Origin of the sequence: Microcoleus sp. A003_D6 (genome assembly GCF_036702825.1) — a bacterium.
Taxonomy (GTDB): domain Bacteria; phylum Cyanobacteriota; class Cyanobacteriia; order Cyanobacteriales; family Microcoleaceae; genus Microcoleus.
In genome coordinates this window covers 26,967-50,935 of the sequence record NZ_JAUBWA010000042.1, presented here as the reverse complement: position 1 = coordinate 50,935, position 23,969 = coordinate 26,967, and the positions used below count along the sequence as shown (strand labels likewise).

21 protein-coding genes are annotated in these 23,969 nt (G+C 46.3%); 12 read left to right on the top strand and 9 right to left on the bottom strand.

The features are described 5' to 3' along the window. Positions 1-645 precede the first annotated feature (645 nt). The 8 genes from QUB70_RS13840 to QUB70_RS13805 all read left to right on the top strand — a co-directional run bounded on the left by QUB70_RS13840 (position 646) and on the right by QUB70_RS13805 (position 9,537). Positions 646-1,212: a photosystem I assembly protein Ycf4 gene (locus QUB70_RS13840; protein ID WP_332981097.1), complete on the top strand. Its 567-nt coding sequence runs from the start codon at positions 646-648 to the stop codon at positions 1,210-1,212. Between the two features lie 317 nt (positions 1,213-1,529). Next, positions 1,530-2,321 carry a peptidylprolyl isomerase gene (locus QUB70_RS13835; protein ID WP_442927785.1) on the top strand — a complete coding sequence of 264 codons (792 nt, stop codon included), beginning with the start codon at positions 1,530-1,532 and terminating at the stop codon, positions 2,319-2,321. A 44-nt stretch (positions 2,322-2,365) separates the two neighbouring features. Continuing rightward, positions 2,366-3,616: a beta-ketoacyl synthase N-terminal-like domain-containing protein gene (locus QUB70_RS13830; RefSeq protein ID WP_332981094.1), complete on the top strand. Its 1,251-nt coding sequence runs from the start codon at positions 2,366-2,368 to the stop codon at positions 3,614-3,616. Positions 3,617-3,954: 338 nt separating this feature from the next. Beyond that, complete coding sequence (locus QUB70_RS13825; protein ID WP_332981091.1) at positions 3,955-5,064, top strand: ATP-binding protein; 1,110 nt, start codon at positions 3,955-3,957, stop codon at positions 5,062-5,064. A gap of 287 nt (positions 5,065-5,351) precedes the next feature. Continuing rightward, entirely contained in the window at positions 5,352-7,229 is a 1,878-nt protein-coding gene (gene mutL, locus QUB70_RS13820) for a DNA mismatch repair endonuclease MutL (RefSeq protein WP_332981090.1), read from the top strand. A gap of 313 nt (positions 7,230-7,542) precedes the next feature. Continuing rightward, entirely contained in the window at positions 7,543-7,728 is a 186-nt protein-coding gene (locus QUB70_RS13815; protein WP_332981089.1) for a hypothetical protein, read from the top strand. 5 nt (positions 7,729-7,733) lie between these two features. After that, positions 7,734-8,558, top strand: coding sequence for a SirB1 family protein (locus tag QUB70_RS13810; protein ID WP_332981088.1), 825 nt, complete (start codon positions 7,734-7,736; stop codon positions 8,556-8,558). A gap of 292 nt (positions 8,559-8,850) precedes the next feature. Then, on the top strand, positions 8,851-9,537 hold the full coding sequence (locus QUB70_RS13805) for an alpha/beta hydrolase (RefSeq protein ID WP_332981086.1): 687 nt from the start codon (positions 8,851-8,853) through the stop codon (positions 9,535-9,537). Positions 9,538-9,687: 150 nt separating this feature from the next. Here QUB70_RS13805 and QUB70_RS13800 read toward each other — a convergent pair whose 3' ends face one another. Next, positions 9,688-10,152: an SRPBCC family protein gene (locus tag QUB70_RS13800; RefSeq protein WP_332981084.1), complete on the bottom strand. Its 465-nt coding sequence runs from the start codon at positions 10,150-10,152 to the stop codon at positions 9,688-9,690. A 77-nt stretch (positions 10,153-10,229) separates the two neighbouring features. On the opposite strand from QUB70_RS13800, the gene QUB70_RS13795 reads away from it, so the two are divergent. Beyond that, a complete protein-coding gene (locus QUB70_RS13795) occupies positions 10,230-11,933 on the top strand; it encodes a mechanosensitive ion channel (RefSeq protein WP_332981083.1) in 1,704 nt (567 codons plus the stop codon). 174 nt (positions 11,934-12,107) lie between these two features. Then, complete coding sequence (locus QUB70_RS13790; RefSeq protein WP_332981080.1) at positions 12,108-12,869, top strand: Uma2 family endonuclease; 762 nt, start codon at positions 12,108-12,110, stop codon at positions 12,867-12,869. A gap of 157 nt (positions 12,870-13,026) precedes the next feature. Here QUB70_RS13790 and QUB70_RS13785 read toward each other — a convergent pair whose 3' ends face one another. From QUB70_RS13785 to QUB70_RS13770, 4 genes are all read right to left on the bottom strand, one after another. Beyond that, positions 13,027-15,612 carry a polynucleotide kinase-phosphatase gene (locus QUB70_RS13785; RefSeq protein WP_332981079.1) on the bottom strand — a complete coding sequence of 862 codons (2,586 nt, stop codon included), beginning with the start codon at positions 15,610-15,612 and terminating at the stop codon, positions 13,027-13,029. Between the two features lie 68 nt (positions 15,613-15,680). Further along, complete coding sequence (locus tag QUB70_RS13780; RefSeq protein WP_332981078.1) at positions 15,681-16,136, bottom strand: hypothetical protein; 456 nt, start codon at positions 16,134-16,136, stop codon at positions 15,681-15,683. 273 nt (positions 16,137-16,409) lie between these two features. Then, positions 16,410-16,670 (bottom strand): AbrB/MazE/SpoVT family DNA-binding domain-containing protein, encoded by a 261-nt coding sequence (locus QUB70_RS13775; protein WP_332981076.1) that lies wholly within the window; start codon positions 16,668-16,670, stop codon positions 16,410-16,412. Positions 16,671-16,730: 60 nt separating this feature from the next. Continuing rightward, a complete protein-coding gene (locus tag QUB70_RS13770) occupies positions 16,731-18,131 on the bottom strand; it encodes a 3' terminal RNA ribose 2'-O-methyltransferase Hen1 (protein ID WP_332981075.1) in 1,401 nt (466 codons plus the stop codon). On the opposite strand from QUB70_RS13770, the gene QUB70_RS13765 reads away from it, so the two are divergent. After that, complete coding sequence (locus tag QUB70_RS13765; RefSeq protein ID WP_332981073.1) at positions 18,118-18,240, top strand: hypothetical protein; 123 nt, start codon at positions 18,118-18,120, stop codon at positions 18,238-18,240. The genes QUB70_RS13770 and QUB70_RS13765 overlap by 14 nt on opposite strands. Positions 18,241-18,325: 85 nt before the next feature. Here QUB70_RS13765 and QUB70_RS13760 read toward each other — a convergent pair whose 3' ends face one another. Beyond that, positions 18,326-19,777, bottom strand: a complete 1,452-nt coding sequence (locus tag QUB70_RS13760) for a GTP-binding protein (protein WP_332981070.1) — start codon at positions 19,775-19,777, stop codon at positions 18,326-18,328. Between the two features lie 389 nt (positions 19,778-20,166). Here QUB70_RS13760 and QUB70_RS13755 point away from each other — a divergent pair, with 389 nt between their 5' ends. Beyond that, complete coding sequence (locus QUB70_RS13755) at positions 20,167-20,994, top strand: CPBP family intramembrane glutamic endopeptidase (RefSeq protein WP_332981068.1); 828 nt, start codon at positions 20,167-20,169, stop codon at positions 20,992-20,994. Between the two features lie 118 nt (positions 20,995-21,112). On the opposite strand, the gene QUB70_RS13750 is transcribed toward QUB70_RS13755, so the two are convergent. The 3 genes from QUB70_RS13750 to QUB70_RS13740 form a co-directional block, all read right to left on the bottom strand. Continuing rightward, a complete protein-coding gene (locus QUB70_RS13750; protein WP_332981066.1) occupies positions 21,113-21,490 on the bottom strand; it encodes a HEPN domain-containing protein in 378 nt (125 codons plus the stop codon). Further along, complete coding sequence (locus tag QUB70_RS13745) at positions 21,480-21,944, bottom strand: hypothetical protein (RefSeq protein ID WP_332981065.1); 465 nt, start codon at positions 21,942-21,944, stop codon at positions 21,480-21,482. Before QUB70_RS13745 ends, QUB70_RS13750 begins: the two co-directional genes overlap by 11 nt. A 172-nt stretch (positions 21,945-22,116) precedes the next feature. Beyond that, the gene (locus QUB70_RS13740; protein WP_332981064.1) at positions 22,117-23,919 is read right to left on the bottom strand and encodes a bifunctional serine/threonine-protein kinase/formylglycine-generating enzyme family protein; all 1,803 of its coding nucleotides are present in this window, start codon (positions 23,917-23,919) and stop codon (positions 22,117-22,119) included. Positions 23,920-23,969: the final 50 nt, after the last annotated feature.

Below are 23,969 nucleotides of genomic sequence, written 5' to 3'. Positions count from 1 at the left end.
GCGTTTGAGCCAGTCGTCGAGGACATCAAAGATGCCTCTTTCGGTCTGGGCGCGTCCGACTGCGATTGTCATAAAAAAAACTGGGTAAGTGGGAAACGAGCGTGTCTTCCGACCTGAGAGGAAAACAACGCGGCGATTTGAATCGCCTTGAATCTTTCCCCTTTCGGGGTTGGAGGGGTATGGTTGCCCCTCCGATGAGGTATGGTTGCCTCAGTCTCCCTTGCGGGGTAATGTTCGCCTCGACCTGGTTATAAAGGCTTGTTAGACCTGCGACACTGTTTCAGTGACTTTAAAACTGTTTAATCGCAGGTGACAGAGCCCAAAACTGGCGTCGCATTCGCCGGTGTCGCGACCTCAATAACGTCTCCTCTTGCGAGGGGTCTGGTCAGAACAGCTTGCAATTTCTTACAAGCTCAGTGGCCTTAGCCCTTAGTTCCTGACTGGGGTAAAATCCTTTTGCTTGTTAAAAGACCAAGGTTTCTAATTAAAGTTAACATAACTATATATTAGAAGTTCAGAATTTTTTAACATAATTAGCAGAAGTTGATACACAATCCCCACCCGCCCGATCGCGATCTCGTCAGTGAACCGTGACGCTCGGTGGGCGAATTGAATTAAAATTTGGCTTTAAGGCTGTTTAGTTTTATGACTGCAAAAACAACGACCTCGATCGATTCTGTCCTGCGCTACCAGGTTGTGGGCTCCCGCCGCTTCAGCAATTACTGGTGGGGGACGATTGTCACCATTGGAGGGACTGGTTTCCTGCTGTCGGGCATTTCCAGCTACTTGCACGTCAACCTGCTGCCTTTTGCTGACCCGACTCAGCTCATTTTTATCCCCCAAGGCATCGCGATGGGTTTCTACGGTGTCTGCGGCGTGCTTTTGGCGCTTTACCTGTGGCTGACTGTTCTCTGGGATGTCGGCGGCGGTTACAACGAGTTCGATCGGAAAACTGGTAACATTCGGATCTTTCGCTGGGGTTTTCCCGGCAAAAACCGCAAGGTTGATTTTAATTGCAAGACATCGGACGTGCAATCTGTGCGGGTGGACATTAAAGAAGGTCTCAGTCCCCGCCGCAGTATTTATCTTAAGCTCAAAGACCGCCGTCAGTTTCCCCTGACTAGAGTCGGACAGCCGATTGCTTTGTCTCAAGTGGAAAATCAAGCGGCCGAATTGGCTCGATTTTTGCAAGTTCCCCTAGAAGGACTATAGGGATTTTCGATTTTCGATTTTCGATTTTAGATTGGTAATCTCTCGTAGGGTGCGCCGGGCCGCGCACCTTACCTATCTGGTAAGTGAAAAAGATCGATCTGCGAGTCAGCCCGTTACCAATTTTTGAATCTATCAATTAACAATACTTCGGACAGTTTTTGATAGCAAACCCTAGAATAAGGCGTTCAAGGATCTGCGGCAAGTTCGCTACCAAAGGAAAATCGCGGGTTTCAGACGCTCGATCTAAAAACAGTTCGGACTATTGAATTAAAATCTTTAGTTGCCAAGTCCGTAATTGACTCAAAGAGAAAATACAAATGCAAATGCAAATCAAAATTCAGCGGTGGTTGTTCTCACTTTTAATAATTGGTGCGTTGTTTGTTGGGGGATGCGGTAATTCCCCGGCTGCGAACTCGACTCCGACACCGAATCAGCCGTCGGGTGAAAATATTTCTTTGTCTCCGTCTCCGTCTCCTTCTCCTGCTGCTGTGGCGGCGAGTTCGCAATTCAGCAATTTGCCACGATTGGAAGGAAAAGCAACGGTGGTGATGACGGTTAAAGGATCTCCGATTACGATCGAACTCGACGGCACCAATGCGCCAATTACTGCGGGCAATTTTGTCGATTTGGTTCAGAAAGGAGTCTACGACGGGCTGGTATTTCACCGAGTGGTACGGGAACCTCAGCCTTTTGTAGTTCAGGGCGGCGACCCCCAGGGTAAAGACCCTAAATTCCCTACGGCGCGGTTGGGAACTGGCGGTTTTATTGACCCGAAAACTTCTGCCGAACGCAGGATTCCTCTGGAAATTAAAGCTAAAGGTGCTGCCAATCCGACTTACAGCAAAACGCTAGAAGAATCTGGGGTTAAGGAGAAACCTGTGTTGGTGCACAGTCGCGGGGCTGTGGCTATGGCTCGATCGCAGAGTCCTGATTCGGCTTCTTCTCAGTTTTACTTTACTTTGACCGATGTGCCGTTTTTGGACGGGAGTTATGCGGTTTTTGGCTACGTGAAGCAAGGGATGGATGTGATTGATAAGATTGAAGCGGGCGATCGGATTGATAAGGCTACTGTTACTCAGGGTTTGGAAAATTTTAAGGCTGTTAACTGAAGGTAGTCATCAGTCAGTAGTCATTAGTCAGCAGTCATTAGTGAATGGATGTTGTTGTTACGGGAATTGGTCTTGTTTCGGCTTTAGGTACTCTGGAAACTAGCTGGAAAAGACTGCTGTCTGGAGAGTCGGGAATCGATCGACATCAACCTTTTTTAGAACTCGAACGGCGACCTTTGGCTTTAGTTGGCAAAAAACCAGCCGATTTAATAACTTTAATTCGGCTGGTTTTGGCAGATGCTTTGCAAGATGCTAATTTGACTTTGCCTTTGCCAGATTGCGGGATTGCGATCGGTTCTAGCCGCGGCTTTCAGGCAAATTTGGAACTGTTGGCAAGCGAAGGAAGTTCGGCAACGGATTCTGTAACGGATGTAACGGATGTCAGGAAGAAGGAAGAGGGAAGAAGGAAGAGGGAAGAAGGAAGAGGGGAGAAGGAAGAGGGAAGGGAATTGCCAATTACCGATTACCAATTACCGATTACCGATGACCGATTTGTGAATTTTTTGCCTCACATGGGGGCGATCGCAGCGGCGAGGGCCATTGGTTCGACGGGGCCGGTATTAGCACCGATGGCTGCTTGTGCGACGGGCCTACAGTCGATCGCCCGCGCTGTTGATTTAATCCGTACCGGTGAGTGCCAGCGGGCGATCGCAGGTGCTGTGGAAGCGCCAATTACACCGCTGACTGTGGCTGGATTTAACCGGATGGGTGCTTTGGCAAGCACTGGTTGCTATCCGTTTGATGAGGGCCGGGAAGGCTTTGTTCTCGGCGAAGGCGGGGCTTTATTTGTATTAGAATCGGCCCAATTGGCAAAGCGTCGCGGTGCTAAAATTTACGGTCGAGTTTCGGGTTTTGGCTTGACAAATGATGCTTGCCATGCTATTGCGCCGGATGTGGGGGGGGGAAGTGCGATCGCGGCGGTAAATCAATGTTTGAAACGCAGTAATTTAGCAGCGGTTGATATAGATTTTATTCACGCTCACGGTACTGCAACTGAGTTAAATGACCGACATGAAGCACTGTTAATTCAGAAGTTATTTCACCGAGGAGTTGCTGTTAGTTCGACTAAGGGGGCTACGGGTCATACTTTGGGAGCTTCGGGAGCTTTGGGCGCGGCTTTTTGTTTGATGAGTATTAAAGATCGGATGTTGCCGCCTTGCGTTGGAATGAAAAAACCGGGGTTTGAATTAGATTTTGTTCGCTGCGCGCGATCGACTGTTGTGAGAAATGCGGTTTGTTTGAGTTTTGGCTTTGGCGGGCAGAATGCTGCGATCGTTTTATCTGGCGAGTGTTAATTTTTGCAAACTCGGTCGATCGGCATTTAAATTGTACGATCTCTCTACAGTTAAAATCTTGTGGGGCCCGTCGCAGAGCTTGGCCCCACATCCAATTTAAATCTGATAAAGAATACCATATTTATGTATTTTAGTCAAAAAACTGAGAATTTGGGTGAGGTTGCTGGTGCTGCTGTCCTAGTCTGGCTCTGCATCCCGAGGCTGACCCTTCCGTCAAAGCCCGGGATGCCAGAAAATAGAGGCAGATTAAAGCAGTATTGTATTTTATTAACCCACCGATGCCGATCGGCGAAGATAGAAGAAAGAAACTGTTTAAATCAATCCTCGGGTATTTTCACATGGATCTGGCATCTCATCGATTTATGTCTTTTTTTGAAGCAGAGCAAGCTGCTCACCTTTGCCAAATAGCTGTTTTGGAGAGTTTTGCTGAGGAAACACTGGTTTTTGAAGAAGGAGAAACAGCGGATTTTTTATATCTAGTTTTAGAAGGTAAAGTCGAGTTTAGCAAGCGCATTGAAAACAATAAATATCAAACTGTTGCTGTCGCGGGGCCCGACGATTATTTTGGCGAACTCGGAGTTTTAGACGGAGAGCCTCGCAGTGCTAGAGCTGTGGCAGTTAGCGGCTCGACTTTGGCAAAAATAGGTCGGGAAGAACTAATAGCAACTCTCCAGTTTGCCAAAGGCAGTGCGGTACTGCAAATGTTTAGTTTCATTACAAAAAACTTGCGGGATACCACGGATCAATATGTTAGCCAGTTCGTACACAGACAAAAAATGGTATTGGTAGGAGAAATGGTGAGCACAATTATTCACGATTTCAAAAATCCTTTTACGGGAATTAAACTCTCTAGCGAAATGCTCAAAGAAATGCACCCGGATGAGGAAACTCAGGAGTGGTGCGAACTTATTCAATTGCAGGTTCAGCGAATGTTGGGGATGGCTGAAGAAGTATTAGAATTTTCGCGCGGCAACTCTGTATTACATAAAAAACCAGTTAATCTAATCCAGACGTTGCAGCAGTTTGAAAGGTTGAACAGAGTTTATTTTGCGGCGGCAAAAGTAGATTTGGTCTTACGGGTGACAGAAGTGATAGTGGAAGCAGACGAAAATAAAATTTTGCGTGTTTTGCAAAATTTAGTTGGGAATGCTGCTGAAGCTTTTGGGGGGCGCGGGGGGCGAGTAGAGATTGTTGTGACACAAAGTGAGGAGTGGGCAGAAATTAGCATTTACGATAACGGCCCGGGCATTCCGGCGGCAATTAAGGAAAATTTATTTGAACCTTTTGTGACTTATGGCAAGCGGACGGGTACTGGGTTGGGAACGGCGATTGTTAAGTCGATCGTTGATGCTCACAAAGGGGAAATTACTTATGAGTCGGAGGACAAAAAAGGGACAACTTTTTACATCCGCTTGCCTAAAATTATGGCTTTAGCAGACCGAGTTTAAGTAGGTAGGCAGATATAGCTTTTATCAAAAAGATGAGGTATGACTGACAGCTTATATAACCACTAAACTAAGAGGGCCCAAGCCCAACTACGTACCTCATCTTTCTGAGAACCGCTATATATACGATTGACTTTCTCACGAAGCCTCAGACACTTGGTTTATGAGTAAATATATTGTTACCAAACAATATTTCTCTCAGAAACCGGGTTTAAGAGCGTAAGTCCTAATACTGTGTAGCAAGTTGCTCCCATCAAGTAGAATTGAATTAACGAACCGCTAAAAATTTGATGCCAGTTACTATTCAAACGTTACCCGCAGAAGTTATCGATTTAATTGCCGCAGGCGAAGTGATTGACTCGATCGCCGCAGCGGTACGAGAATTAGTTGAAAATTCTCTGGATGCTGGCGCAACTCGCATCGTTGTTTCTGTCTGGCCGGAACAGTGGCGGGTGCAAGTTGCAGATAATGGTACGGGAATGGATCTGGAAAATTTGCAGCAGGCGGCTTCGCCCCACAGTACGAGCAAAATTACCGCTGAAGCAGACCTTTACAAAATTGCTACTTTGGGATTTCGCGGGGAAGCTTTGCACAGTTTGGCTCAGTTGGGCTGTTTGGAGGTTTTGAGCCGATCGAATGATTTGGGATTGGGGGATTTTTCGGAAAATCGAGAGTCGGCACACACCCCCGCCAAATCATCCTTTAACAAGGGGGGAGTTGAAAATGATCGATCGGGCTGGCGGGTGGTTTACAATAACGCGGGCGTTGCTGTGGAGGTGGAAACAGCGGCGATCGCTCCGGGTACGGTGGTGACTGTTGATAATTTGTTTGGCAATTGGCCTGTGCGCCGTAGTTTTTTGTCGCCGGCACAGCAAATGCGATCGATCCAATTAACTCTTCAGCAAATTGCTATTTGTCACCCGCACGTTAATTGGCAGTTGCGTCAAGGAAATACGCCTTGTTTGCACGTAACTCCTGGTAGCACAGCGGAACAACTTTTACCTCAATTCGTGCGCGGTGTGCGATCGAGCGATTTGCAGTATTTAAAGTTAGATTTGCCGGCGAGTCCTCAAAATCAGAAAGCAGCAAATTTATTGCTAGAACCTCAACTTGTTGGAGCTACAAGCAAGCACAATTACCAATTACCAGTTGCCAGTTCCCAATTCCCAATTCCCAATTCCCAGTGTTTGGAGTTAGTAATTGGTTTGCCCGATCGCTGTCACCGCAGACGGCCGGATTGGGTTAAGGTGGGGGTAAACCGGCGAGTTGTGCGATCGCCCGAATTAGAGCAAACTATTCTCAGCGCCTTTTCCCGTACTTGTCCGCGCGATCGCTATCCCGTATGTTTTGTTCACCTGCAAATCTCCCCCTCGGAAATTGACTGGAACCGCCACCCGGCTAAGGTGGAAATTTATCTGCACGATCCGAGTTTTTGGCAAGCACAAGTTAGCGCGGCAATCGATCGGGCTTTGCACCTGAATGATGAGGTTTTGCCGGCTGCCCCAATTCCCGATCGAGTGGGACAATTGCTGAAGGCATCAGAACAAAAAAGTGCTTACAGTGTCGGGATTTCGGCCAGGCAGAACATCGACGGCGGCGAACAGGAAAAAGCTCATAAAGTAGGATTGATGGAATTGAGGGCGATCGCTCAAGTTCACAATACTTACATTGTTGCGGAACATTCCAGCGGAATGTGGTTAGTCGAACAGCACATCGCTCACGAGCGCGTTTTGTACGAGCAATTGTGCGCGGCTTGGCAGCTAAAATCTCTCGAAAAACCAGTGATTCTCAGTCAATTATCGGCGCTGCAAATTGAGAATTTATCGCGTTTGGGTTTGGAAGTAGAAACATTTGGGGAACAGCTATGGGCGGCACGGGAAGTTCCTGAATTGTTGGCTCTTCGAGATGACTGTGCGGATGCGCTTTTTGAACTCAGTAAAGTCGCAGATTTGCAAGCGGCTCAAGTTGCTATTGCTTGCCGCAGCGCTATGCGAAACGGCACTCCATTGAGTCTTTCCCAAATGCAAAATTTGTTGGATGAATGGCAGCAAACTCGCAATCCGCGCACTTGTCCTCACGGCCGCCCTATCTATTTTGCTTTGGAAGAATCGACTTTGGCTCGGATTTTTCGCCGCAGTTGGGTGATTGGTAAAAGTCATGGGATTTGAAGGTTGATTTGACATCTGCGGGGGTTAACGTCAATCTGGCTCATCAAAAAAATATCGTGAAGCTTTATTAAAAATAGTGGAAGTTTTAGAGAAGAAAACTTAGAATATATTAAAATTTAAATAATGCAGTGTTTTTAATATATTTTGGGCAACAGGCAAGATGCCTGTTCCACAAAAAAAATTCCTGTATTACCATCAAAAAGGTTAATTATACTACCAAAAGCTGCAACAGGCAAGATGCCTGTTCCACAAGAAAAAGTCCATATCTTACTAAAAAAAATTAATTGTACTACAAAAAGCTGCAACAGGCAAGATGCCTGTTCCACAAGAAAAAATGCCTGTATTACCATCAAAAAGGTTAATTATTATACTACCAAAAATGTCGGTTTACCCGAATAATCTTTGTTGTGGAACAGGCATCTTGCCTGTTCATTGTGGAACAGGCATCTTGCCTGTTCTTGATATTGGTACAAAAGGTCAATTAAAAATAAATCAATAATAAATATGGATTTTCCGATCGCCCGACAACTCTTTTCTCAAGAAATAAATCAGCCGGATGGCTCGATCGATTTGGCGAAAGCTGCTCTTTACATGGCTTTGGAAGAATACCCAAATTTAGAGCTAGAGGAGTATCTCAATGCTCTGGATACGATCGCAGATGAAGTGCGATCGCGCTTGCCGGCACAGAATTATCCGCTGCGGATTATTCAAACTATTAACCGCTATTTATACGATGATTTGCAGTTTGCGGGCAACGATGTTGATTATTACGACCCCCGCAATAGCTTTTTGAATCAAGTGATCGATCGCCGTACTGGTATTCCGATCTCTTTGTCTTTGGTTTATTTGGAGGTTGCTAAGCGGATTGATTTTCCGATGGTGGGAATTGGGATGCCGGGACATTTTTTAATTAGACCTGATTTTGAAGATGCTGGCATTTTTGTTGATGCGTTTAACGGCGGCGAGATACTATTTCCTGAAGATTGTCAAGGGAGACTTTCTCAAATTTACGGTCAACCTATGGAGTTGCAGCAGGCTTTTCTCGCCCCGGTAAGTCGCCGGCAGTTGTTGGGGCGAATGCTGGGAAATCTGAAGGCGATTTATTTGCAGCAGCGTGATGCTTTGAGGGTGCTGGGCGCGATCGAACGGATTTTGCTGCTGTTTCCCGACGCGCTGGGGGAACGCCGCGATCGCGGAATTCTCTACTATCAACTGGGGCGCTTGACCGAGGCGCGCCACGACTTGGAACTATACCTGAGAAATGCTCCGAATGCTCCTGATGCTGCTAGAATTCGCCAATTGCTCGAAAGGCTCGATCGGGATATGTGAGCTTAAATTAGGTATCGATCGCACACTATAATATCTGAAAGCGACACTCAATAAACTGCTGCCCGACGGCAAAATTTCGCTTTTATAAGTTTTGCAAAGCTATAGAAATTTATCGCGCGCGTTATTTTAACATATAACCGAGCAATTGACACCTATCAAAATATCGGTTAAATTTGCTTGACATGACTGTAAAATCATAGGTCATTACGGAACTCCTGAGTCCACTTTCCCGACTGATACCCGCAGAGACGATCGATCGAAAAAGTATTTTGACGTAAAGAGGCACAAACCCATGAACTTTCAGTTTCAACAAGTTTATCTCAACGGAATGCAAACGCCCTCAGCCCGTTTAACCAAAAGAATGTCAAAGTCTTTATCATTAGGTTTGGCGCTTTTGCTGGGAACAAGTGCAGTATTGCTGAGCAGTGGCAAAGCTTTTGCATTAGACAATGTTACCGTAAAATACGGTGCTGTTGACGTAACATTACCGATGAGCGACTTGCAAAGCTTTGCACAAACCGGCAAAGCATCATCTCAACTGCAAAGCGTTCTGAGTCTTGCGAAACAAAACCCCGAGTCGGTGCGCGCAATATTAACGCGAGAAGTGCCTTTAGATTCCCAATTAGTAGGGCGGCTGGCAAATACTTATTTTGGAGAAATTGTTTTCAAACAATTGGGCGAGGTTGCTTATACGCCGGCAACTCGGACTCAAAGCGCGTCGGCACTGCGCGATGCTTTAGTCGCAGCTTCCCAAGATGGTAAAGTATCGCTGATCGAAGTGATGCAAAGTTACAGTCTTCCAGCCTTAGAAGTTGATGGGAATCAAGCTCTAGCTATCTACCAGCGAGTGATTAAAGACGCGCAAGATTTGCAAGCTTTGTATCAGAATTCCCCGGCTTTGCAAAGTACGGCCGGCCAAGCCGTGAATTCGGCGAGACAAATGATTTGTCAGCCAAATTCATCGGGAACTGCTAAGTAAATAACAGAATTGGCTGGGAATTGGGAATTGGGAATTGGGAATTGGGAATTGGGAATTGGTGCTTTTTTTATTATTAGCTCGGAGTTTTAAGCTATTACCAATTACTCATTATCCATTAGCAATTACCAATTCCCAATTACCCATTATCCCTTACCCATTACCCATTCTGCGAGATAATTGCTCGGCTACCCGTTTGAGTCGTCGGAGTTGGTCTTTCATATCTTTCTGCGTCCAAGGGGCTGCAAAGCGATTGAAACCAAATCTAATTAAAGGATTGGGAATTTGAAATTCAAAGCGGTTAATCAAGAGAGTTCCTTGGATTTGGGGCTGGCATTCCCAGCGATCGCATCCTTTGAAAAATCCGTCAAACCCCCAAACAATTAAACCGGGCTGTCGCTCCAACACCACACTCTCTAAAGTGGGTTGCAAAACGGGAATTTTTATGATAAATAAGCTGCGACTTCCTACAGCAGTATCCCATTCGCCCTGGGGATCGCAGCGCAGCAGGGGATTGAGCCACTTGTGCATCAAAGTGCGATCGACTATACAGCGCTCCACCAGAGTAGCAGCAGCGCGAATTTCAATGGATTGCTCGAAAACTTGACGAATTGACATGAGAACCTGCAAGCTAGAAGCGTATTCTTACAGTTTCTTATTTTCCTTGTCAAATCTGACGTTAACCTGAAAAAACAATGAATGAAACTTGGCAAGAAATAACTCAACCGATATCGGGCCCAATAGCGGCTTTGTCCGATGGCTTACGCCCCGCTACGCTACGACTTTTGGCACAGGCCCCGCCCCCGCCGAATCCGCTGACAGATGCCGAACGCGGAATTAACAATTTCATTCAGGGCTCAAACATTGAAAATCTCATCTGGGCCGTCGGTATCCTGCTAGTTGGCTTGATAGTATCAGCCCTCGTCTCATCTGTAGTCGGAGGATTGCTAAAGAAGACTACGATCGACAACCGGCTGGCTGCTTGGATTACAGGCCGCCCGGAAGGAGCAGGATCTCCGCAAGTGGAAAAATGGATTTCCACAGCGGTGTTCTGGATCATTTTTGTCTTTTTCCTAATTGCCTTTTTCAACCGGCTGAATCTAACGGCTGTCTCGCAACCCCTCAATACTTTTCTGAATCAAATTACCGGTTTCTTGCCGAAGTTAGCCGGCGCGCTAATTTGGTTGGGGATTGCTTGGGTGTTGGCGACTGTTGCCAAATTGGCCGTATCGCGGGCGATGCGGACTTTTAGCGTGGACGAGCGCTTGAATCAGGAGGTGGGTACTGCGCCCAGCGAGCGCCCTTTGCTGCTGAGCGATACTGTGGCGAATGCGCTGTACTGGTTCATTTTTCTGCTGTTTTTGCCGCTGATTCTCGACTCGCTGGAAATGCAGCAGGCTCTGCTGCCAGTGAACAATTTGCTCAACCAAATTCTGGCGGCAATTCCGAAAATTCTGGAAGCTGTGCTGATTGGGTTTGTGGGCTGGCTGCTGGCTATGGTGGTGCGGCGGATTGTCACGAATCTGCTGGCTGCTGCTGGGGCCGACAGTTTGGGCGCTCGGTTTGGAATTTCGCGGACTTCGGGCGGACAATCGCTGTCGTGGATTGTCGGGACGATCGTCTATGTTTTGATTTTGATTCCAACGGCGATCGCGGCTCTCAACGCTTTGGACATTCAGGCGATTTCGCAGCCGGCAGTCGCGATGCTCAACGACATTTTGAGCGCGGTTCCCAAAATTTTTACGGCAGCGCTGATTCTGGCGGTTGCTTACATTTTGGGGCGCTGGGTAGGCGATTTGGTGACAAATATCCTGACGGGAATTGGCTTCAACAATGTCTTTTCTTGGTTGGGAGTGCAGCCGAAGCAGTCGCTGAGGCTAGCGCCGTCGGTGCGCCCGCTAGATCCAGAAGCAACGATACTTCAGGAACCGGAACTTCCCGCCCGCACGCCTTCTGAGTTTGTGGGCATTGTGGTGCAGGTGGGCATCCTCCTGTTTGCTGTGGTGGCTGCTACCGACGTGCTGCGGATTCCGGCACTGACGGCGATTGTTAGCGGTATTGTGCTGGTTGCAGGTCGGGTGCTGGCCGGTTTGGTGGTATTTGCGATCGGCTTGTATTTGGCGAATCTGGCGTTTAGTTTGATTGCCAGTTCTGGAACTCGCCAAGCGCGGCTTTTGGGCCAAACGGCTCGGATTGCGATTATTGCCTTTGTTTCGGCCTTGGCGCTGCAACAGATGGGCATTGGCAGCGATATTGTGAATTTGGCTTTCGGGCTGCTGCTCGGGGCGATCGCAGTTGGCATTGCTCTAGCTTTTGGTTTGGGCGGGCGCGAGATTGCGGCCGACCAAATTCGCGAATGGTTAGCGTCGTTTAAACAAGATAAAACGCCGCGTTTGTAACTCTATAAAAAGGCGTTTGTCAAGTACAAACGCCTTTTTTTTGTCAGTTGTCAGTTGTCAGTTGTTAGTTGTCAGTTGTCAATTGTCATTCAAAACGGTCAGGATGTTCTCACTCATCGTTTTTTTAGAGCTAGTGCTACAATCGAATTAGCGAGAACTGAGGAGGCTTAAACTGTGACAGTTTTAACTTCTATCGAACAAGAAGAAATAGAATATCCCAGCAGTGACGGAGAACCGATGGCGGAAAGCGACATCACGCGCGATTACATGACTTACGGCGTGGAAGCTCTGAAGCTGCACTTTCAAGGGCGATCGGATGTTTATGTATCGGCAAATTCTTTCGTCTATTACGAAGAAGGCAACAAATCAGCAGTAGTGGCTCCTGATATTTATGCAGTATTCGGAGTCAGGAAACGCAAAAGAGATAACTACAAAGTTTGGCAAGAAGGCGGAATAACTCCCCAGTTTGTCCTAGAAATAACATCGGCAACAACTCAAGATAAAGACCAAGAAATTAAACCAGAGATTTACCAACAACTGGGAGTCAGGGAATACTTTCAGTACGATCCATCAGGGGATTATCTGAATCCGATATTGCAAGGAGTGCGTTTAGTCAACAACCGATATGAGCCGATCCCCGTCAATAATACCGCCTTCGATACGCTGTGGCTGTACAGCGAAGTATTGGGACTGGAATTGCACTTAGTCTCTGGAGAATTGAGATTTAGAAATCCTCAAACAGGAGAGTTTCTGAAGACTTACCAGCAATCAGAACAAGCACGGCTGGCGGAACAACAAGCACGGCTGGCGGCAGAATCAGCCTTGCGATCGCTCATTTCTCACCTGTTAAATTCGGGAATGAATTTAGAGCAAGTTGCACAAATGATGAATTTATCGACATCGGAAGTGCAACGATTAATAGGGATAGATGTGTGAGCGATCGCCTGCTTTCTACCTTCTACCTTCAGATTAGACCTCTTGCAAAAGTCCTTTTAATCAAATTTTGGAACGGGCAAGATGCCCATTCCACAAGAAAAAAACTTTTTGTGGGATGGGCATCTTGCCCGTCCCAGCTCTTTTTGCAAGAGGTCTATTACAGCCTCGGATCGACAGGTTCGCTCTCCATCGCTAAAACTCCAAAAACGCACTCGTGAACTTGTCTCAACGGAGCACCCCCCACAAATCGCTCCAATGCTTCTATACCGAGAGCAAATTCTCGCAACGCCAAAGAACGCTTGCCAGAAAGTCCGCGCGATCGCAATTTTTCTAAATGTTCCGGCAGTGAATATTCCAAACCGTAAATAATTCGCAAATACTCTTTACCGCGACATTTGACCGCAGGCTGCACCAGTCCTTTGCTATTTTTTACCGTAAATTCCATCGGTTTGACAACCATGCCTTCTCCTCCCGAATCAGTCAGTTTTTCCCACCATTGAATCCCCCCCAATTGGCTGTCAAAATCTGCTATTTCAACTACTTTGTATTCAGTAGCTAACAGCAATTCCGGGTCAGCTTGACAAATTTCTGCAATCTGTTCCATGTGCCAACAGTGATTTTTGTCAGCGTGCACTGTTCCTTCGGTTGCCAAGATGTGGAAAGGTGCTAATTTGAGGTCGGAGATGGATTTCACAGGCCAGCAGTAGTGCTGGTAGGCTTTAACGTATTGATGCGCTAGTTGCGATCGCTCCCGGCAGCGAGTCAGCAAATCGCTAACTTCAACTCCCCGCTGGCTTGCCTGTTCTAAGTTTTTAATCGCATCCGCAAACGCACTATTAGAAGCTGTGCCCACTGCGGCGTATTGTTGTTGCAATAATTCTTGAGCTTTAGCAGACCAAGGCATCAATTCGCAGTCCAAACAAACCCAGTCAGTTTGAAATTTATCCCAAAAATTGCTGGCAGTTAAAGCAGTATTTATTCGCGCTAAAAACTCAGTTTCTAAAGTAGAATTATTGAAGAAATGCCGTCCCGTGCGGGTGTAGCAAATACCGATGCTGCTGTTGACAGTGCCGAAGCGCAGTTTGGCAGCAAATTCGTCGCGGCAAACAATGACAACGGCGCGGGAACCCATGTGCTTTTCTTCGCAGACAACTGTGGATATTCCCTGCTGTTGGTAGTAGCTAAATGCTTCGGCTGGATGTTCTAAAAGTCCCGGTTCTTTGGAAGTAGCCACGGGAGACATTGTGGGGGGCAAATAAATCAGCCATTTGGGATTGGCGGCAAACCGGCTCATTACTTCAAGGGCGGCGATCGCATTTTCTGCTTTAATCGTAATATTACTTTGCAGGCGAGTTGAAATGATGCGCTTGCCCAACACGTCGGCAATGTCTAATATATCGTCAAACTGCTGTTGAGCGGTGATAGGAGTTGCGAGAGAAGTAAGTGCGATCGGCTTCACGGGTTCGCAGTAAATTCTAGCAGCCGCAACGCTGACAAATTCTCTTTCAGGATAGCGCAAAGCAGTTAGTTTGCCGCCGAAAACGCAGCCGGTGTCAATATCAACAGTATTGTTGAACCATTCTGTTTCTGGAACTGGCGTGTGTCCGTAAACAACTGCTGCTGTGCCGCGATATTCAGCCGCCCAATTGTATCTGACTGGCAATCCGAATTCATCGATTTCGCCCGTTGTTTCTCCGTACAAGGCAAAATCTCGAACGCGGCCGGATGCGCGTCCCTGAAGTTCTGCTTTCATCCCCGCGTGTGCGACGACTAATTTGCCGTCGTCTAAGACGTAATGGCCGATTAAACTGTCTAGAAATCGGGGTATTTCTGCTTCAGCAGATTCGCGGAATTCGTCGGGCAAAGCTGCTATTTCTGCTAAGGTTTGTTCTAGTCCGTGATTGATTTTGACATTTTTGCCGTTGAGTTTTTTCAGCAATTTAATATCGTGATTTCCCGGCACGCACAATGCTGTTTCTGCAACTACCATGTTTCGCGCGAGTTTGAGGGTGTCGAGAATGCGCGGGCCCCGATCGACCAAATCTCCCAAAAACACCGCTTTACGCCCTTCCGGGTGCGCGTAGGTGGGAAAATTCCAAAAAGCAGACTCGCTGGTTTTTTCCACAATTTGATAGCCCAACTGTTGCAGCAATTGTTCTAATTCCCCGCAGCAGCCGTGAACGTCGCCGATGATGTCAAAAGGGCCGCGATCGTGTTTGCGGTTGTTCCACAGCGGTTGTCTTGCGACTTCCACCGCGTCGATTTCCTCTGGGGAACGGAGGACGTAAACGTAGCGAAATCCTTCGCGATCGAGGTTTCGCAGCGATTTGCGCAAACTTTGAACGTGCCGCCGAACTACGTGACTGCCGAAGTTGCGGTTTGGACGTTGTTGGTTGCGATCGCCGCACAATTTTTCTGGTAAATCTAGCACAATTGCGGCCGAAATGCAATGGTATTTTCGAGCTAATTCTAACAATGGTTTGCGACTTTCCGGCTGAACATTTGTCGCGTCTATAACAGTTAATTTACCTGCTGCAAGGCGTTTAGCAACGATAAAGTGGAGTAATTCAAAAGCATCTGCGGTTGCCGCTTGATTGTTTTCATCATCGGAAACTAGGCCGCGACAGTAATCCGATGAAATGACTTCTGTAGGTAGGAAATGCTGCCGCGCAAAGGTGGATTTGCCGGCACCGGATGCACCGATGAGAACGACTAAAGATAGTTCGGGAATCGTAATTTTCATAGTTTAACACTTGTACTTTCTTTTACTCGTTCCCAGGCAGAGCATGGAAACCAGTTAATCACCGCAAGTTAACAAGGGGGTATTTTTTTGTTTTCCTTATGGACTGGAAAGAAGGGCACAGCATCGGGGAATAGCATAGTCCTCAAATTGTATTTACGACCACTGGGTGTAGTCACGGCCGCGATCGATTTCAAAGTCGCGGGTGGTGTATAAGCCGTCAGAATAATTTGGTTTCCTTCATCGTCTAAATAATAGTTGGTCTCATTGGCCAACCAAAACAAAACTCTCCAAACCTGAATGTGACTCGGCATAAAAATTTGCAAGCTTTTCATCACGACAGCCTCAGTAGTAGCCCCGTCAACGGCCTCCGAGTCGTATTTAACCTGGATGACCTGGGTGTTCGGCATCAACGTCAACGTGTAGGCATTTGCCTTTACTTTTTCATTAATGCTAAATCTGCTCCCGGCATTTCCGGCATCCCCTTTAAATATGCCAGTTCGATAGTTCGCACGTGGCAGTCCCAAAAAATTTGCGATACTGTCTTTGCAGAATATTCGACAAAAATTGTAGTCAATGTCAGTAGGAGGAAGGAGGCTTCTATTCCTTTTACTTGCGGGAAGAGGAGCGTGAAAGGGGAACTTAGAACCCCGTAGAGGCCGGCCATTGATTGGCATATATTTTTACGATCTCCAATTATATTTCTCTCAATTATATAGAACTTATTGTTCATCAGTACGGCTCTGACCAAGATATTTAACTAATCGATTTTTGTCAGGAGTCCGAATTTGAACGTTTGACTACCATTCCCACTCAACTTCATCCCACTCAGTAGTTGTGACATGATCGAGCAGGACATCATCATGTTGTTCGGCAATTTTTGCAAACGCTTCATCCCAACCTGCCCGTGGTTTTAGCGCTGCACGAATGACGATCCGATCGCCCTGAACTTCGATTTCTACTGCTCCGCTAATACCAATTTTCTCTAACAAAGATTTGGGAATGTGAATGCCCTGAGAATTGTCAATTTCAACGATCTGGGTTTGAATAGATTTACTCATAGCTGAAGCCTGCATTTTTCCAAGTTTAACTATATTGTAAGCACAAACAGACTATCCGTATTATTTGCGAATGGTGAAAATTGCCATTTGCGTAGGCGAACCTACTTCTAAATCTTCAGTTCCCACGCAGCGAAACTCTACCCCAAAGCCAAACCGTTCAGCAACTCCATTCGCCCAAGTTTGAAACTCTGCCCTTGTCCACTCAAAGCGGTGATCCCGGTGGCGAAATTTGCCCGCCGGCAAGTTTTCAAACCGCACGTTATATTCAATATTTGGAGTTGTAACGATCGCACTTTTGGGACGGATAAACTCAAACAAAACCCGCTCGAAAGCTGCCAATCGGTCTAAATCCAGATGTTCGATTACTTCAATTACCGCCGCTGCGTCAAAATCAGTCAAGCGACTATCTCGATAAATCAGCGAACTTTGAATTAGTAGAATGCGAGATTGCTGTGCGGGAGACAAGCGTTCTATTTGCAATCTTTCCGCGGCTATTTCCAATGCGCGGTGGGAAACATCGACTCCTGTAATTTGTTCGATCGCCTTTTCTTTCAAAAGCAATTGCAGCAGTTTTCCCTCACCGCAGCCCAAATCTACCACTCGCTTAACATTGCTGGCTTTTAAAACATCCATCACAGCTTCTAAACGCTGTTGGTTCAGACTAATTCGCTGTTCTAAAACTTCCTCTTCTTGCTGGTGAGAAACTTCGACAGAATCGGGGTCAATATTATCTGATTCTGCTAACTGCGCTACAGCAATTCGCGTCAGACGGCGCTGGCGTTTCAGATAGCGATCGGCAATTTGTTCGCGGGCCGGATGCGCGTTCAACCAACCTTCGCCGTGACGGAATAACTTCTCAATTTCGTCATCCCCTACCCAATAATGTTTTTCGTCATCCAACACCGGAATCAGCACGTAAAGATGGCTCAACAAATCCGCCAACCGAATTGTATTTTGCAGTTCCACAGCAAAGTAAGGACTCGCGCCCCATTCTGGAAATTGCGCGTCAAGAATCAGCGGTTTTGCTGCGACTTGATAGCCAAGCGGCTCAAATATTTCGCGCAGAAACTTTTCGCCGCCGCGACAGGGCAAAACCGACAGATTAACTGTCAAAGGAATAGGGGTTTCTGCGAGTTCCGGGCGGTCTTTGCAGCGACCGGATAGGGCTGTACTAAAGACCTTAGCGAGGGCGACAGACAGAAACGAAGAGGCAACGTAGGGGCGATCGTTCACGTATTGTTCGAGCGGGCGATCGCCCGATTTCGACTTGCCCCGCACCAAACCAACCGGATCGACATCTAACAATAAAGCGGCTGTACACCTTTCTGCGCTTGACTCTGGATAAAACACGCTGGCTTGTCCGAAAGTCATGGGAAAGCATTGATGGCGATCGGGATGTTTGTGCAGCAAATAACCTAAATCAGTAGCTGGGATGCGAGTTGTAGAAATGGTTAATAACATAATATTAGGAATTGGGCATCGGGCATCGGGCATCGGGCATCGGGCATCGGGAATTGGGCATCGGGAATTGGGCATCGGGAATTGGGCATCGGGAATTGGTTATTGGTAGTTCCTCACAAATAACAAATAACTACTCACGGTCGATAATTAATCCGTGTATCCGTGTCAAAATCGGTGTCGTGCCTTCTTCCTTTTCACTGAAATGTCTGTTTATCCACACTTCCCAAATTCAACTTAGCTCGCAATTCATCCTTAATCCGATTTAAAATAGAATCCTCATCCAAAGAAGACAAAATCTTGCTCACCACAGCCTTCGGCCCATCATCTCCCCAAGAAGCACCGTTAGCCAAATAAGCCTTAGTAACTTGACCGATTCCGTAGCAAGAAACCCCTCCGATCGCCGCCTGCGTCACAGCAACAGACAAATACGGGCCCAAAGCCAAACCACCAGTCGCCGGCGTCGCCAAACCCAACAATCCTTTCAAAGAGCTCAAACCAAAATTCGCCACCAATTCCCCAGCAGTAATTCCCCCCATACTAATTGCAATTTTTTGCAGCAATTCCACAGCTCCCGCTTCCGTCATCGCAATGCCGTAAACTTTAGATAGAGTTAATATCATCACCACATCAATTACCGCACCGCTGAGAATATCAATTACAGTAATTGGATTGAGGGCGATCGCCACCGCTTTAGTCATTACTCCGTTCCAGATAATTCGATTAGCCGCATCATCTCGAATCTCCATTTTTCGCTGCACCAACTGCTCGTTAATATCCCCCGCACAGAGCATTGTATTCAGCGCAACCAAAGATTTGCCTTCCCGGTCTAAAATCTCCAAAATCTTTAATTTTAAATCTTGCACTTGTGGCAAACTGCGAGTCATTTGCACGCCCGTACTTCCGTCGGGACGGCGCACCGCCCTCGCCGTCAAAGGGGAAGCAGCCGCCATCACAATTTCATCGGGAGACAACAATTCTCTCACGCGATCGTCTCGAATTTTGTGATAAATTGCCAGTCTGTCTGCATCGGGATACTGGTCAATTTTATTAAACACTAACAACATCGGTTTTCCGGCTTCCCGCAACTGCGAAAGAGCTTCGTATTCCACCTTCGTAATATCGCCAGCAACCACAAACAAAATCAAATCTGCTTGTTGAGCAACGCGGCGGGCTAAAAGTTCGCGAGTTTCGCCGTCAACTTCATCTATTCCCGGAGTATCGACTAATTCAACTTGCGACAAACGGTAAACAACTGGCGAAAGTCTATCGGGCAAATCCCCATCAATTCCCTCTCCGACATCCCACTGGCCAATAGTCGTCGTGCGAGTCACCCCGTGAGTCGGGCCAGTTTCAAACACATTTTGACCTAGCAGCGCGTTCAAAACCGAAGATTTTCCCCTTCCCACCATCCCAAACACAGCGATTTGGACGCAAGCGCGCTCTAGCTTGTCGAGCATTTTTTCCAACCCGCCAATTTCCGGTTCCAGTCCAGTTCGCTCTTGAACTGTCAAGTCGAGATTTTCTACTATATCTCGCAGAGCATCTTTAGCGTGGCGCAGGTTGAGTTCTGCTTGAATGTCTGCGAAGCTTAAAATTGTGTCATCTAATTCTCGATCGACATTGGAAAAATCCGAGGCTTCAGTCATTGTTCCCTTATTTTTATAGTTCTGTTTTATCTAAAGTTTCAAGCAATACAATGCTATTATAGCTTTTTCCGTCTGCTTCGTACAGCGCCGACTAAGTAGCAGTACGGCATTGCCCGCAGATATCAATTTCAGGTTAAATGCAGTACCAATCTTTTTTGTGAGTTCGAGAGTCCGAAAGTCCGACAGGGGTTAAAAACCCCTGTCTCATAGCTAAAGTCCTCTAAAAGAGGACTAAAAATGATAATGTTTTCTATTAGACTCTCTAGTCAGTTTTTTAAATCGATTGCACTTTCTATTAAACTCTTTAGTCGTCTTCAGACGACTTTAGCTTTGAGGCAGGGGTTTAAACCCCTGCCGGACTGTGGAAAAACGCCTATTTGTTGACACTAATGACTAACCGCATCAAAATAGCAAGTTATCCATTTCCTTTACGTGTCATAATTTTTCTGTTGATTTTGCTAGCAATCTGGCTGCCGCTAGCAGCACCAATTTATCTCTTAGTTAAAGATAGCAACTTAGCAACTATTCTGACAATGGGATTGCTGTTTGCCGAGTTTCTGTTCTTAGTGCCGCGCTGGGGAAAACAGGTTTACGGACAAACCCAATTACTCAAGAGTTACGGTTTAATCAATACGCGAAAAAACGGTTTTGAGCTTTTAATCGGATTGGCGATCGGGCTTTTGCTCACTTTCAGCTTGTTTGCCGTGCAAGGGCTGTTCGGCTTAGTCGCATGGCAAAATTCTGATAATTTGCCGAGAATCATTGCAGAAGGGCTATTAAGCGCCCTTGGAGTCGGTTTTGCCGAGGAGTTGGTATTCCGGGGTTGGTTGCTGGACGAGTTGCAGCGGGATTACAATTATAAAATATCTCTGTGGGCGAATAGCCTGGTGTTTGCCCTATCTCATTTTATCAAACCTGTCGCGGCAATGCTGAGGAGTTGGCCGCAGTTTCCGGGGTTGTTGTTGCTGGGTTTGATACTGGTTTGGGGAAAAAGATCGCGCCAAAATCGCCTCGGTTTGTCGATCGGGCTTCATGCAGGTTTAGTCTGGGGATATTACACGATTAACATCGGGCAGTTAGTGCGATATTCGGGCTCTGTACCCGACTGGGTGACAGGAGTTAACGGCAATCCGCTAGCTGGGGCGATCGGGCTTTTGTTTTTGAGCGTATTGGCTGTGGGAATGCGAAAAATGTCCCAACAGTCCAAAGGTTTGTAATATATCCATCAGGTGCGTCGCTATGAGATTGTTGGTATTGAGTTAGGAATTTATCGCAGGCGATACACCCTACAACTGCTGCTGTTTTAGCAAAGGCATTATCAGATTAAATTGATCTTTAGAGATTATTTAGGTTATAAATTATTTCTTGAGAACGCTTGATCGCAATAGTAGCAATCGCCGATAATAAGGGAAAATCATCGTCATAATCTGCTTGATTTCGATATCGGCGCAGCACTGCTAAATTATCGGCGATTAATTGACATCTTGAGTCAGGATTAATATCAAATTCTTGCCAAACATAGCGGTGAATATCGCTTGTTTTTGGCAGGGAATGACCTTGTTTATCTCGCAAATAGTTCCGCGCTAAGATAAAAGCAGCATAATAGGAACGACTGATAGCATCCCTCAATCGCGCCTCCTGTTCAGCAGGAATAGTTGCTTGACCAGCAAGTTCTTTTGCTAAATTTAGGTATTGCGACCAATCAAAACTCATCAGTATATTCCAAAATCGTATAAAAATGCTCCCGAATTTCATGGGATAATCCCCTAGACCAATTTTTACGCAATTCGTCTTCTCTATCCATTGCTTCATCGGGAGCCAGGTCTGTTAAGATGATTGAGAGAACCAGATGAACATAGTTAGGGATTTCGGGGTCATTGATGACTTGAAGTAATAGTTTTGGTTCTGGAAAATAATTGCTAATCTGAACGGGTGCTTCTAGCACAATGGGAAGTAAAAACGGATATTTGTTAACAAATTCAATGACTTCTGCTTTGTCTCGGAAAATGTATGATTTTTCTAGGGTTTCAATGTCTGATTGGGAAATCAGGAAAGGCGCGACACTTGGTGCTGATATCTTTTGTAAGATTAAGGATGCTATGGCATTTTGTTCTGCTTCGGGTAGTTGAGAAACGGTGGCAAAAGTTTCTTCTAATAGGTTATTCATTTTGTAAATCTCCTATGCGACTATTCGTGAGAAAAATCAATATTTCTAATTATAATCTGTTGTGCGGTGAATCTGAAAAAAAATATTTTTAGCGCTACGCGCGAGAGGGAAAAAGAAAGAAGAGTAAAGAGCAAAAGGGCAAAAGAGCAAAGAAGAGTCCTCGCCGGGAAAACTAGGACGAGGAAGAAACCGACGCAACCGCAACGCGAAAACCCATGTCCCTCCACCTGCTGACCGCCGAGTTGTTGTAGTAACGATAGGCACTACGGCAATCGACCGCATCGTTGATCCAGGAACCACCACGCTGCACACGCTGCACTCGGTTATCATCTATACCTGTTTCCCAAGAAGTTCCGTCTGTTGGTGCGCCATTGTAGTTAGAATGATAGCGATCGCTGCACCATTCCAAAACATTTCCGTGCATATCGTATAAACCAAAGGCATTCGGCGGAAAACTCCCTACATCCGTTGTTTTGGCGCGGTAAAGTCCCTTGGATGCAGCACCGTAGGGATCACGGCTGTCATAATTGACTAAATCTGGGGTAATTGTTTCGCCAAAATAAAAGGGTGTTGTAGTTCCGGCGCGACAAGCATATTCCCATTCTGCTTCGGAAGGTAAGCGATAATTCTTCCCTGTTTTTTGAGAAAGTTTCTGACAGAATTGCACAGCGTCATTCCAGCTTACTTGTTCTACAGGAAGTTTCGCGCCTTTGAAGTAAGAAGGGTTATTTCCCATCACTGCTTCCCATTCTTCTTGAGTGACTTCATATTTTCCCATAAAAAAACTGGTGACATTAACAGTATGCTGCGGCCCTTCGTCGTTACTTCGTCCTGCTTGGGTATTGGGGGAACCCATGACGAAACTGCCCCCAGGAATTGCCATCATCTCTAAAGTAATGCCATTGGCGATAGTTTCTGTAAAAACCTGTGCTTGACTTTGGCTGCGCTTGGTGATTTCTCCCGTTGAATTCACTGTCACCGTTTCAAATTGAACTGTTTTTAGGGGATTTGAGGAGTTATTCAGCAAACTTTTAGTCACAACTGCACCGACAAGTCCTACTCCCGCAAAACCGACTAATTGTAAAAAACCTCGCCTTGTCGGTGCACTTTGTGTCGGTGTCGGTGTCGGTGGCGGTGGTGGCGGTGGGAGAGGCGACAACAAAGATAAAATTGCTTGCAATGCTTCCTCTGCATTTTGATAACGCTGACTGAAATTGTCGCGCACCATTTTATCTAAAACATTAGCTAAATTATTACTGACTTGAGCCTGATTTCGCCAAATTACCTCTCCTGTATGCGTATCTTCTCGTAAGTTAAAAGGATGTTCACCAGTCAATGCTTGAATTCCCATCATCCCCACTGCATGAATATCACTGGCAAATCTAGGTTTGCCCTTCGCTTGTTCGCTCGGCATATAACCAGGAGTACCAATTGCAATAGTTAAGCTAGTTGGCTTTTGAGCATTCACAACTATTGTGCTAATTTCCTTGACAGCGCCAAAGTCAATCAAGACAATTTTACCATCTTGGCGACGCATTAAATTATCAGGTTTAAGATCGCGATGAATCACCTTTTGCTGATGAACAATTGCTAAAATTTCTAAGATATTGTGCAATAATGTAATAGTATATGATTCGCTTAATTTTTTACCTGGAATCAGTTCTTTCGTAAGGTCGTGTCCGGCGATAAAATCTTGCACCAAATAAAATTCCCCATTTTCCTCAAAGTGGGCGGAAAGCTTGGGGATTTGATCGTGTAGCTTACCCAATTTATACAGAGTTTGTGCTTCTGCGTCGAATAAGCGTCTGGCAATCAGCAAAAGGGCGGGGTCAGGGTTTTGCGGTTTAAGATGTTTGACAACGCACTGGGGATGTCCGGGTAAGTCTAAATCTTTGGCTAGGTACGTGTGCCCAAAACCGCCTTTCCCCAAGAATTTGATGATTTGATAACGATTGCGGAGGGTACGACCCAGCATAGTTTTCAGGGAATGCAGTGGAAGTTAGGATATATTGTCGCACCAGAGGA